Source organism: Pseudomonas sp. BN417 (assembly GCF_029871205.1).
In the GTDB taxonomy this organism is placed as follows: Bacteria; Pseudomonadota; Gammaproteobacteria; order Pseudomonadales; family Pseudomonadaceae; genus Metapseudomonas.
The window spans coordinates 114,236-126,189 of record NZ_SSOJ01000162.1 but is presented as its reverse complement, the minus strand read 5'-3'; the positions used below and the strand labels follow the sequence as shown (position 1 = coordinate 126,189).

The 11,954-nt window shown below is 61.6% G+C and carries 13 protein-coding genes; all 13 read left to right on the top strand.

Annotated features, from left to right (window positions below; translation table 11 throughout):
- Positions 1–383 precede the first annotated feature (383 nt).
- The 13 genes from mnmG to E8F11_RS27400 all read left to right on the top strand — a co-directional run bounded on the left by mnmG (position 384) and on the right by E8F11_RS27400 (position 11,925).
- Positions 384–2,276 carry a tRNA uridine-5-carboxymethylaminomethyl(34) synthesis enzyme MnmG gene (gene mnmG / locus E8F11_RS27460; RefSeq protein WP_280292073.1) on the top strand — a complete coding sequence of 631 codons (1,893 nt, stop codon included), beginning with the start codon at positions 384–386 and terminating at the stop codon, positions 2,274–2,276.
- On the top strand, positions 2,276–2,923 hold the full coding sequence (gene rsmG, locus E8F11_RS27455) for a 16S rRNA (guanine(527)-N(7))-methyltransferase RsmG (protein WP_280292072.1): 648 nt from the start codon (positions 2,276–2,278) through the stop codon (positions 2,921–2,923). The genes mnmG and rsmG overlap by 1 nt, the downstream gene beginning before the upstream one ends.
- 15 nt (positions 2,924–2,938) lie before the next feature.
- Positions 2,939–3,727 (top strand): ParA family protein, encoded by a 789-nt coding sequence (locus E8F11_RS27450; RefSeq protein WP_280292071.1) that lies wholly within the window; start codon positions 2,939–2,941, stop codon positions 3,725–3,727.
- Between the two features lie 9 nt (positions 3,728–3,736).
- Positions 3,737–4,609 carry a ParB/RepB/Spo0J family partition protein gene (locus E8F11_RS27445; protein WP_280292070.1) on the top strand — a complete coding sequence of 291 codons (873 nt, stop codon included), beginning with the start codon at positions 3,737–3,739 and terminating at the stop codon, positions 4,607–4,609.
- A 147-nt stretch (positions 4,610–4,756) separates the two neighbouring features.
- Positions 4,757–5,164 (top strand): F0F1 ATP synthase subunit I, encoded by a 408-nt coding sequence (locus tag E8F11_RS27440; protein WP_280292069.1) that lies wholly within the window; start codon positions 4,757–4,759, stop codon positions 5,162–5,164.
- Positions 5,165–5,180: 16 nt separating this feature from the next.
- Complete coding sequence (gene atpB / locus E8F11_RS27435; protein ID WP_280292068.1) at positions 5,181–6,050, top strand: F0F1 ATP synthase subunit A; 870 nt, start codon at positions 5,181–5,183, stop codon at positions 6,048–6,050.
- A gap of 193 nt (positions 6,051–6,243) precedes the next feature.
- Complete coding sequence (gene atpE / locus E8F11_RS27430) at positions 6,244–6,501, top strand: F0F1 ATP synthase subunit C (protein WP_003457994.1); 258 nt, start codon at positions 6,244–6,246, stop codon at positions 6,499–6,501.
- Between the two features lie 49 nt (positions 6,502–6,550).
- A complete protein-coding gene (locus E8F11_RS27425) occupies positions 6,551–7,021 on the top strand; it encodes a F0F1 ATP synthase subunit B (protein WP_280292067.1) in 471 nt (156 codons plus the stop codon).
- Positions 7,022–7,033: 12 nt separating this feature from the next.
- Entirely contained in the window at positions 7,034–7,570 is a 537-nt protein-coding gene (locus E8F11_RS27420) for a F0F1 ATP synthase subunit delta (RefSeq protein WP_280292066.1), read from the top strand.
- A gap of 21 nt (positions 7,571–7,591) precedes the next feature.
- A complete protein-coding gene (atpA, locus tag E8F11_RS27415) occupies positions 7,592–9,136 on the top strand; it encodes a F0F1 ATP synthase subunit alpha (RefSeq protein ID WP_280292065.1) in 1,545 nt (514 codons plus the stop codon).
- Between the two features lie 52 nt (positions 9,137–9,188).
- Positions 9,189–10,049 (top strand): F0F1 ATP synthase subunit gamma, encoded by an 861-nt coding sequence (gene atpG / locus E8F11_RS27410; protein ID WP_280292064.1) that lies wholly within the window; start codon positions 9,189–9,191, stop codon positions 10,047–10,049.
- Between the two features lie 30 nt (positions 10,050–10,079).
- Positions 10,080–11,456 (top strand): F0F1 ATP synthase subunit beta, encoded by a 1,377-nt coding sequence (gene atpD, locus E8F11_RS27405; protein WP_280292063.1) that lies wholly within the window; start codon positions 10,080–10,082, stop codon positions 11,454–11,456.
- 43 nt (positions 11,457–11,499) lie between these two features.
- Positions 11,500–11,925, top strand: coding sequence for a F0F1 ATP synthase subunit epsilon (locus E8F11_RS27400; RefSeq protein ID WP_280292062.1), 426 nt, complete (start codon positions 11,500–11,502; stop codon positions 11,923–11,925).
- Positions 11,926–11,954: the final 29 nt, after the last annotated feature.

Genomic DNA, 11,954 nt, shown 5'->3' with positions numbered 1-11,954 from the left:
CCTGGTGAAAAGCCCAGGGATAAATCAGCTGTGCATAACCTAGCATTGCATGCACAGCTTGCTGACGGCTTACACAGCGGCTACGGGCAGGAACGCCACAGGTTTATCATTCGCTGGACTCCCTGTGATTACTGGGCTGCGTTAGCTTATCCACAGAAACCCCGGTCCCCAATGTATAAACATAAGAACAAGCTTTTTAAGAAATTCTTCTCTCTTATTTTCTTTACCCACAGGTCCTTTCCCATTCTGGATAACTTTTCTTGGAACGGGCTGACCTGAGGGTTGGCTACTTTTTGGCCAGACGGCTTCATGCGGAAAGGAAATTTCCCCTATACTGTGCGGCTTTCTCTATTTCCCATGCCTGGACAGGCACGAGGTGCGTGGTGGACTTCCCTTCCCGTTTTGACGTGATCGTGATCGGCGGCGGCCATGCCGGCACTGAGGCCGCGCTTGCGGCCGCACGCATGGGCGTGAAGACCTTGCTGTTGACCCACAACGTCGAAACCCTCGGGCAGATGAGCTGCAACCCGGCCATCGGCGGTATCGGCAAGAGCCACCTGGTCAAGGAAATCGATGCCCTGGGCGGCGCCATGGCTACCGCCACCGACCTTGGCGGCATCCAGTTCCGTGTCCTCAACAGCCGCAAGGGCCCGGCCGTACGCGCTACCCGCGCCCAGGCCGACCGCGTTCTCTATAAGGCGGCGATTCGCGAAATCCTCGAGAACCAGCCGAACCTGTGGATATTCCAGCAGGCCTGCGATGACCTGATCGTGGAGAACGACCAGGTCAAGGGCGTAGTGACCCAGATGGGTCTGCGCTTCCACGCGGAATCCGTCGTGCTCACCACCGGTACCTTCCTCGGCGGACTTATCCACATCGGTCTGCAGAACTATTCCGGCGGACGCGCCGGTGATCCGCCTTCCATCGCCCTGGCCCAGCGCCTGCGCGAGCTGCCCCTGCGTGTCGGCCGCCTGAAAACCGGCACTCCGCCGCGCATCGATGGCCGCTCCGTGGATTTCTCGGTGATGACCGAACAACCCGGCGATACCCCGATCCCGGTGATGTCGTTCCTCGGCTCCAAGGAGCAGCACCCGCGCCAGGTGAGTTGCTGGATCACCCATACCAACGCACGTACCCACGAAATCATCGCCAGCAATCTCGACCGCTCGCCGATGTATTCCGGTGTGATCGAAGGCATCGGCCCGCGCTATTGCCCATCGATCGAGGACAAGATCCATCGCTTCGCCGACAAGGACAGCCACCAGGTCTTCCTCGAGCCGGAGGGTCTGACCACCCACGAGCTGTACCCCAACGGTATTTCCACCTCCCTGCCCTTCGATGTGCAGCTGGAGATCGTCCGTTCGATTCGCGGTATGGAGAACGCCCATATCGTTCGTCCCGGCTACGCCATCGAGTACGACTACTTCGACCCGCGCGACCTGAAGTACAGCCTCGAGACCAAGGTCATTGGCGGGCTGTTCTTCGCCGGCCAGATCAATGGCACCACCGGTTATGAAGAAGCCGGTGCCCAGGGCCTCCTGGCCGGCGCCAACGCAGCGCTGCGCGCCCAGGGCAAGGAAGCCTGGTGCCCACGCCGCGACGAGGCTTACATCGGCGTGCTGGTGGACGACCTGATCACCCTGGGCACCCAGGAGCCCTACCGCATGTTCACTTCGCGCGCCGAATACCGGCTGATCCTGCGTGAGGACAACGCCGACCTGCGCCTTACCGAGAAAGGCCGCGAACTGGGCTTGGTGGACGACCAGCGCTGGGCCGCCTTCGAGGCCAAGCGCGAAGGCATCGCCCTCGAAGAACAGCGCCTGAAGACCACCTGGGTACGCCCCGGCACGCCGGAAGGCGATGCCATCGCCCAGCGCTTCGGCACGCCCCTGGCCCATGAGTACAACCTGCTCAACCTGCTGAGCCGCCCGGAAATCGACTACGCCGGCCTGGTGGAAGTGACCGGGAACGGTGCCGAGGACCCGCAGGTGGCCGAACAGGTCGAGATCAAGACCAAGTACGCCGGCTACATCGACCGCCAGCAGGACGAGATCGTCCGGCTGCGCGCCAGCGAAGATACCCGCCTGCCCGCCGACCTGGACTACGCCACCATCTCCGGCCTGTCCAAGGAGATCCAGCACAAGCTCGGTCAGTCCCGTCCGGAAACCTTGGGCCAGGCCTCGCGTATCCCCGGTGTGACCCCGGCGGCCATTTCCCTGCTGCTGATCCATTTGAAAAAGCGCGGCGCCAGCCGTCAGCTGGAGCAGACCCTCTGATGTCCCTCGTCACCCAACGCCACGCCGACGAACTGTCCCGTGGCGCGCAACAGCTCGCTGTCGAACTGGCGCCGGAGCAGCAGCAGCATCTGCTCGCCTACCTCGCCCTGCTGATCAAATGGAACAAGGCCTACAACCTGACCGCGGTGCGCGACCCGGACGAAATGGTGTCCCGCCACCTGCTGGACAGCCTTAGCGTGGTGTCCCATGTGGCCGCCCTTGGGGATGACTGGCTGGACGTTGGCAGCGGCGGCGGCATGCCCGGCATTCCGCTGGCCATCCTGTTCCCGGAGCGACGCTTCACACTGCTCGACTCCAACGGCAAGAAGACCCGTTTCCTCACCCAGGTGAAGCTGGAACTGAAACTTGCCAATCTTGAGGTTGTCCACAGCCGGGTCGAAGCCTTCGCCCCGGAAAAGCCATTCAGCGGCATTGTGTCCCGTGCCTTCAGTTCGCTGGAGGATTTCAGCAACTGGACCCGCCACCTGGGTGACGGCGAGACGCGCTGGCTGGCCATGAAGGGCCTGCACCCGAACGACGAGCTGCAGGCACTGCCCGCGGACTTCCATGTCGAGTCGGCGCATGAGCTGGTGGTTCCTGGTTGCCAAGGTCAGCGCCATCTGCTGATACTGCGCCGCACGCTATAAGGGGGAAGGGCAGCCATGGCCAAGGTATTCGCAATCGCCAATCAGAAAGGCGGGGTCGGCAAGACCACCACCTGTGTCAACCTGGCGGCCTCGTTGGTCGCCACCAAGCGCCGCGTGCTGCTGATCGACCTCGATCCCCAGGGCAACGCCACCATGGGCAGCGGTGTCGACAAGCTCGCCCTGGAACACTCCGTCTACGACGTGCTGACCGGTGAATGCGATCTGGCGACCGCCATGCAATTCTCCGAGCATGGCGGCTACCAGCTGCTGCCGGCCAACCGCGATCTCACCGCGGCGGAAGTGGCGTTGCTGGACATGCCGAGCAAGGAGCATCGCTTGCGCGAGGCCCTCGCGCCGATCCGCGAGAACTACGACTACATCCTCATCGATTGCCCGCCTTCGCTGTCGATGCTGACGATCAACGCCCTGGTCGCTTCCGACGGCGTGATCATTCCCATGCAGTGCGAGTACTACGCACTCGAAGGCCTGTCGGACCTGGTCAACAGCATCCAACGCATCGGCCAGCTGCTGAATCCGAGCCTCAGGATCGAAGGCCTGTTGCGCACCATGTACGACCCGCGCATCAGCCTGACCAACGAAGTCTCGGCCCAGCTCAAGACGCACTTCGGCGACAAGCTCTACGACGCCGTGATCCCGCGTAACGTGCGCCTGGCCGAAGCCCCCAGCTATGGCATGCCCGCCCTGGTCTACGACAAGCAATCCCGTGGCGCCGTCGCCTATCTGGCGCTGGCAGGCGAACTGGTCCGCCGCCAGCGCGCGAACGCCAAAACCGCTACCGCATAAGGAATCCGCATGGCCGCGAAGAAACGAGGTCTGGGCCGTGGCTTGGACGCCCTGCTGGCCGGCAGTACCGTCGCCACGCTTGAAGAAGAAGCCGTCCAGGTCGACACCCGCGAACTCCAGCACCTGCCCCTGGACCTGATCCAGCGCGGCAAGTACCAGCCCCGCCGCGACATGGACCCCACCGCCCTCGAGGAACTGGCCCAGTCGATCAAGGCCCAGGGCGTGATGCAGCCCATCGTGGTGCGTCCCATCGGCGGAGGCCGCTACGAGATCATCGCCGGCGAACGCCGTTGGCGTGCCAGCCACCAGGCCGGGCTGGAAAAGATTCCGGCCATGGTCCGCGAGGTGCCCGACGAAGCCGCCATCGCCATGGCGCTGATCGAGAACATCCAGCGCGAGGACCTCAATCCCATCGAGGAGGCCATCGCCCTCCAGCGCCTGCAGCAGGAATTCCAGCTCACCCAGCAACAGGTGGCTGAAGCCGTTGGCAAGTCGCGGGTCACCATCACCAACCTGCTGCGCCTGATCGGCCTGCCGGAAGAGATCAAGACCCTGCTGTCCCATGGCGATCTGGAGATGGGTCACGCCCGTGCCCTGCTCGGCCTGCCCCTCGAGCGGCAGGTGGAAGGGGCGCGACATGTTGTCGCACGGGGGCTCACCGTGCGCCAGACCGAAGCACTGGTCCGACACTGGCTGAGCAGCAAGGAGAAAGTTGTCGAACCGGTCAAATCCGACCCGGATATCAGCCGCCTCGAACAGCGCCTGGCAGAGCGGCTGGGCGCTCCGGTGCAGATCAAGCATGGCCAGAAAGGCAAAGGTCAGCTGGTGATCCGCTACAACTCCCTCGACGAACTACAGGGCGTCCTGGCCCACATTCGCTGACACAAAAGGCGCTGTAGCGACGGTCGGATTTCACTACCCGGCAGTTGAACGGGGTGGGTTGCCACCCTATACTCTGCGCGCAATTTTGTCGGCACAAAGTATGCCAAGTCGTTGATTCAAGCGGCCGACACCAGAGGAACAGCTGCGATGGATATCCGCACGCAAAACCGCTTGCCCTTCCATCGAAATCCGGTTTTCCCGGTCCTGCTGACCCAACTGGTCGTCTTGCTGCTCGCCGCCGTCGTTTTATGGCAGTGGCGTGGCACGGTGGCTGGATACTCTGGCTTGTGCGGCGGGCTGATAGCCTGGTTGCCGAACGTGTATTTCGCCCGCAAGGCGTTCCGTTTCAGCGGAGCCCGAGCAGCCCAGGCGATAGTCCGCTCTTTCTACGCGGGCGAGATGGGCAAGTTGATTCTGACGGCAGTGCTGTTCGCACTGACGTTCGCAGGTGTGAAACCCCTGGATGCGCTGGCGGTATTCGGCGTCTTCATGCTGACCCAGTCGGTCAGCTGGTTCGCTCCCCTGCTGATGAAAACAAGATTTTCGAAACCTTAGGGCGTTTGAGGCAAACATGGCAGAGCAAACCGCTTCGGGCTATATCCAGCATCACCTGCAGAACCTGACCTTCGGTCGTCTGCCGACTGGCGAATGGGGCTTCGCCCACAGCGCCGAACAAGCCAAGGAAATGGGCTTCTGGGCCTTCCACGTGGACACCCTGGGCTGGTCCATCGGTCTTGGCCTGCTGTTCGTGCTGCTCTTCCGCATGGCGGCCAAGAAGGCCACCTCCGGCGTGCCCGGCGGCCTGCAGAACCTGGTCGAAGTGATGGTCGACTTCGTCGACGGCAGCGTGAAGGACACCTTCCACGGTCGCAACCCGCTGATCGCCCCGCTGGCCCTGACCATCTTCGTCTGGATCTTCCTGATGAACGCCGTCGACCTGGTGCCGGTGGACTGGATCCCGGTCCTGGCCGCCACTATCACCGGCAACGAACACCTGGCCTTCCGCGCCGTGCCGACCACCGACCCGAATGCCACCCTGGGCATGTCCCTGTCGGTCTTCGCCCTGATCATCTTCTACAGCATCAAGGTCAAGGGCATCGGCGGCTTCCTCGGCGAACTGACCCTGCACCCCTTCGGCAGCAAGAATATCCTGGTCCAGATCATCCTGATCCCGGTGAACTTCCTGCTCGAGTTCGTGACCCTGGTGGCCAAGCCTATCTCCCTGGCCCTGCGTCTGTTCGGCAACATGTACGCCGGCGAACTGGTGTTCATCCTGATCGCCGTGATGTTCGGCGCCGGCATCCTGGCTCTGAGCGGCCTGGGTATCGCACTGCAGTGGGCGTGGGCCGTGTTCCACATCCTGATCATCACCCTGCAGGCCTTCATCTTCATGATGCTGAGCATCGTCTACCTGTCGATGGCGCATGAGGACAACCACTAAGAACGCGCAGCGCACCTGATGACCTTCTCCCTTCAGGGAGAAGGTGCCCGAAGGGCGGATGAGGGTGCCTGCACGTTCGAGATGGTCCCGTGCCACGGCACGGGAAAGCCCGCAAGGGCAGTGGGAACAAAACGATTTCGCTTTACCGCTTCACTTAACCCTTAACCAACACGACATAAAGTCGGGAGGAAAAATGGAAACTGTAGTAGGTCTGACCGCGATCGCCGTAGCTCTGCTGATTGGCCTGGGTGCCCTGGGTACCGCCATTGGCTTCGGTCTGCTGGGTGGCAAGTTCCTGGAAGGCGCTGCGCGTCAGCCGGAAATGGTTCCGATGCTGCAAGTCAAGATGTTCATCGTGGCCGGTCTGCTCGACGCCGTAACCATGATCGGCGTTGGTATCGCCCTGTTCTTCACCTTCGCTAACCCGTTCATTGCTCAGGTAGCCCAGTAATCCTCGATTTTCGAGGATTCAACTGACAACGAACGAGCGAGGTGTTGGCGTGAACATTAATGCAACCCTGATCGGCCAGTCCGTTGCCTTCTTCATCTTCGTACTGTTCTGCATGAAGTTCGTGTGGCCTCCGGTCATCACTGCTCTGCGTGAACGTCAGAAGAAGATCGCTGATGGCCTGGACGCTGCCAGCCGTGCAGCTCGTGACCTGGAGCTGGCCCACGAAAAAGTGGGTCAGCAACTGCGCGAAGCCAAAGGCCAGGCGGCAGAAATCATCGAGCAAGCCAAAAAGCGCGCTACCCAGATCGTCGACGAAGCTCGCGATCAGGCACGTGTCGAAGGCGAGCGCCTGAAGGCGCAGGCTCAGGCCGAGATCGAGCAGGAACTGAACAGCGTCAAAGACGCGCTGCGCGCCCAACTGGGTAGCCTGGCCGTCGGCGGTGCCGAGAAGATCCTGGGTGCCACTATCGATCAAAACGCGCACGCGGAGCTGGTTAACAAACTGGCTGCCGAAATTTAAGCGAGGGCGATCATGGCAGAACTGACCACGCTGGCCCGACCTTACGCCAAGGCTGCTTTCGAGTACGCCCAGGCCCATCAGCAGCTGGCCGCCTGGTCGGCCATGCTAGGCCTGGCCGCTGCGGTGTCGCTGGACGACACCATGCAGCGCGTGCTCAAAGCCCCGCGTTTGACGAGCACAGAGAAAGCCAACACCTTCAACGAGGTGGTTGGCGACAAGTTCGACGCCCAGGCACAGAACTTCATCCACGTTGTTTCCGAGAACGGCCGCCTCGTGCTGCTGCCGGAAATCGCCGAACTGTTCGAGCTGTACAAGGCCGAGCGGGAGAAGTCGGTAGACGTGGAGGTCACCAGTGCCTTCGCATTGAGCGATGAACAGCAAGACAAACTCGCCAAGGTTCTCAGCGCACGGCTCAGCCGGGAAGTGCGTCTGCACGCCGCGGAAGACTCCAGCCTCATTGGCGGTGTCGTGATCCGCGCCGGCGACCTGGTTATCGATGGCTCGGTTCGCGGCAAGCTCGCGAAACTGGCCGAAGCGTTGAAATCTTGAGTTTGAAGGGGCAGCAGAGCAATGCAGCAACTCAATCCTTCCGAAATTAGTGAAATCATCAAGGGACGTATCGAGAAACTCGACGTCTCTTCCCAGGCCCGCAACGAAGGCACCATCGTCTCCGTCTCCGACGGCATCGTGCGCATCCACGGCCTGGCCGACGTGATGTACGGTGAAATGATCGAGTTCCCGGGCGGCGTCTACGGTATGGCGCTGAACCTGGAGCAAGACTCCGTTGGTGCCGTGATCCTGGGCAAATACCAGGGTCTGGCCGAAGGCATGAGCGCCAAGTGCACCGGCCGCATCCTGGAAGTACCGGTTGGTCCGGAACTGCTGGGCCGCGTCGTTGACGCCCTGGGCAACCCGATCGACGGCAAAGGTCCGATCAACGCTACTGCCACCGACGCGGTGGAAAAGGTAGCGCCGGGCGTGATCTGGCGTAAGTCGGTAGACCAGCCGGTACAGACCGGTTACAAGGCCGTTGACGCCATGATCCCGATCGGCCGTGGCCAGCGCGAGCTGATCATCGGCGACCGTCAGATCGGCAAGACCGCCCTGGCCGTCGACGCCATCATCAACCAGAAAGACAGCGGCATCCGCTGCGTCTACGTGGCTATCGGTCAGAAGCAATCGACCATCGCCAACGTGGTTCGCAAGCTGGAAGAAAACGGCGCCCTGGCCAACACCATCATCGTGGCCGCCAGTGCTTCCGAGTCCCCTGCGCTGCAGTACATCGCTCCGTACTCTGGCTGCACCATGGGCGAATACTTCCGCGACCGCGGCGAAGACGCACTGATCATCTATGATGACCTGTCCAAGCAAGCCGTAGCCTACCGCCAGATCTCCCTGCTGCTGCGCCGCCCGCCGGGCCGCGAAGCCTACCCGGGCGACGTGTTCTATCTCCACAGCCGTCTGCTGGAGCGCGCTTCCCGCGTTTCCGAGGAATACGTCGAGAAGTTCACCAACGGCGCCGTGAAAGGCAAGACCGGTTCCCTGACCGCCCTGCCGATCATCGAAACCCAGGCTGGTGACGTTTCCGCGTTCGTTCCGACCAACGTGATCTCCATCACCGACGGTCAGATCTTCCTGGAATCCGCCCTGTTCAACTCCGGTATCCGTCCGGCGGTCAACGCCGGTATCTCGGTATCCCGTGTGGGTGGCGCGGCCCAGACCAAGATCATCAAGAAGCTGTCCGGTGGTATTCGTACCGCTCTGGCCCAGTACCGTGAACTGGCTGCGTTCGCGCAGTTCGCTTCCGACCTGGACGAGGCTACCCGCAAGCAGCTCGAGCACGGTCAGCGCGTTACCGAGCTGATGAAGCAGAAGCAGTATGCGCCCATGTCCATCGCCGATATGTCGCTGAGCCTGTATGCCGCCGAGCGTGGCTTCCTGCAGGACATCGAGCTGGCCAAGATCGGCGCCTTCGAGCAGGCCCTGATTGCTTACTTCAATCGTGATCACGCCGCACTGCTGGCGAAGATCAACGAGAAGGGTGACTTCAACGACGAAATCGACGCCGGCATCAAGGCTGGTATCGAGAAGTTCAAGGCCACCCAAACCTGGTAAGCCGCAGCGGGGGGTCGCAAGACCCCCCGCCTGCTAACCCGATAGGTGTTACATGGCAGGCGCAAAAGAGATTCGCAGCAAGATTGCGAGCATCAAAAGCACGCAAAAGATCACCAGCGCCATGGAAAAGGTGGCGGTCAGCAAGATGCGCAGGGCTCAACTGCGCATGGCTGCCAGCCGCCCCTACGCGGAGCGCATCCGCCAGGTGATCGGTCATTTGGCCAACGCGAACCCGGAGTACCGCCACCCGTTCATGATCGACCGTGAAGTCAAGCGTGTCGGTTACGTCGTGGTGAGCAGCGACCGTGGTCTGTGCGGCGGCTTGAACACCAACCTGTTCAAGGCCCTGGTCAAGGATATGGCGGTTTACCGCGAGCAAGGCGTGGAGATCGACCTCTGCGTGATTGGTGGCAAGGGTGCGGCCTTCTTCCGCAACTTCGGCGGCAACGTCGTTGCAGCCATCAGCCACATCGGCGAGGAACCCTCGATCAACGACCTGATCGGCAGCGTCAAGGTCATGCTCGATGCATACCTGGAAGGCCGTATCGATCGCCTGTTCGTGGTCTCCAACAAGTTCGTCAACACCATGACGCAGAAGCCGACCGTGGACCAACTGGTTCCGCTGGTGGCCGACCCGGATCAAGAGTTGAAGCATCACTGGGACTACCTCTACGAACCCGACGCCAAGGAGCTCCTCGAAGGGCTGCTGGTGCGTTACGTGGAATCCCAGGTGTATCAGGCCGTGGTTGAAAACAACGCCTGCGAGCAGGCGGCACGGATGATCGCGATGAAGAACGCCACCGACAACGCCGGTGATCTGATCAGCAACCTCCAGCTGATCTACAACAAGGCGCGTCAGGCAGCGATCACTCAAGAGATTTCGGAAATCGTCGGCGGCGCTGCCGCGGTTTAAGACCGGTTCATATATTTAGAGGAACCAGATATGAGTAGCGGACGTATCGTTCAAATCATCGGCGCCGTTATCGACGTGGAATTCCCGCGTGATCAGGTGCCGAACGTATACGACGCGCTGAAAGTCAGCGGCGTCGAAACCACCCTGGAAGTTCAGCAGCAGCTGGGCGACGGCGTGGTTCGTTCCATCGCAATGGGTTCGACCGAAGGCCTCAAGCGTGGCCTGGACGTCTCCAACACTGGCGCTGCCATCGCTGTCCCGGTCGGTAAAGCGACCCTGGGCCGCATCATGGACGTGCTCGGCAACCCCATCGACGAAGCCGGCCCCATCGGCGAAGAAGAGCGTTGGGTCATCCACCGCGACGCTCCGTCCTACGCCGAGCAGGCGGGTGGTAACGAGCTGCTGGAAACCGGCATCAAGGTAATCGACCTGGTCTGCCCCTTCGCCAAAGGCGGCAAGGTAGGCCTGTTCGGTGGCGCCGGTGTGGGCAAGACCGTGAACATGATGGAACTGATCCGTAACATCGCCATCGAGCACAGCGGTTATTCCGTGTTCGCCGGCGTGGGTGAGCGTACTCGTGAGGGTAACGACTTCTACCACGAGATGAAGGATTCCAACGTTCTGGACAAAGTGGCCCTGGTATACGGCCAGATGAACGAGCCGCCGGGCAACCGTCTGCGCGTTGCACTGACCGGCCTGACCATGGCCGAGAAGTTCCGTGACGAAGGCCGTGACGTTCTGCTGTTCGTCGACAACATCTACCGTTACACCCTGGCCGGTACCGAAGTGTCCGCGCTGCTGGGTCGTATGCCGTCCGCTGTGGGTTACCAGCCGACCCTGGCCGAGGAAATGGGCGTTCTGCAAGAGCGCATCACCTCCACCAAGACCGGTTCGATCACCTCCATCCAGGCCGTATACGTTCCCGCGGACGACCTGACCGACCCGTCCCCGGCGACCACCTTCGCCCACCTGGACGCCACCGTCGTACTGTCCCGTGACATCGCCTCGCTGGGTATATACCCTGCCGTGGACCCGCTGGACTCGACCTCCCGCCAGCTCGACCCGCTGGTGATCGGTCAGGACCACTACGAGACCGCTCGTGGCGTCCAGTACGTTCTGCAGCGTTACAAGGAACTGAAGGACATCATCGCGATCCTGGGCATGGACGAACTGTCCGAAGCGGACAAGCAGCTCGTTAACCGTGCTCGTAAGATCCAGCGCTTCCTGTCCCAGCCGTTCTTCGTTGCGGAAGTCTTCACCGGCTCCCCGGGCAAGTACGTGTCGCTGAAAGACACCATCGCTGGCTTCAAAGGCATCCTCAACGGCGACTACGACCACCTGCCCGAGCAGGCGTTCTACATGGTCGGCGGCATCGAAGAAGCCATCGAGAAAGCGAAGAAACTGTAACCCCCTGAGCGCCCGGCAACGGGCGCTTACGTGAGGCAAGCGTATGGCTATTACTGTCCATTGCGATATCGTCAGCGCCGAAGCGGAGATCTTCTCTGGTCTGGTGGAGATGGTGATTGCGCACGGCAACCTGGGTGACCTGGGTATCGCGCCGGGCCACGCCCCGCTGATCACTGACCTCAAGCCGGGCCCCATTCGCCTGGTCAAGCAGGGTGGTGAGCAGGAGGTGTATTACATCTCCGGCGGTTTCCTCGAGGTCCAGCCGAACATGGTGAAGGTTCTTGCCGACACCGTGCTGCGTGCCAGCGACCTGGACGAAGCTGCTGCTCAGGAGTCCCTCAAGGCTGCTGAGAAGGCCCTGCACGAGAAAGGCGCGGAGTTCGATTACTCCACCGCTTCCGCTCGTCTGGCCGAGGCCGCGGCACAGCTGCGTACCGTCCAGCAGATCCGCAAGAAGTTCGGTGGCTAAGGCCCAAGGCTTCATTGCAGACAAGTTAA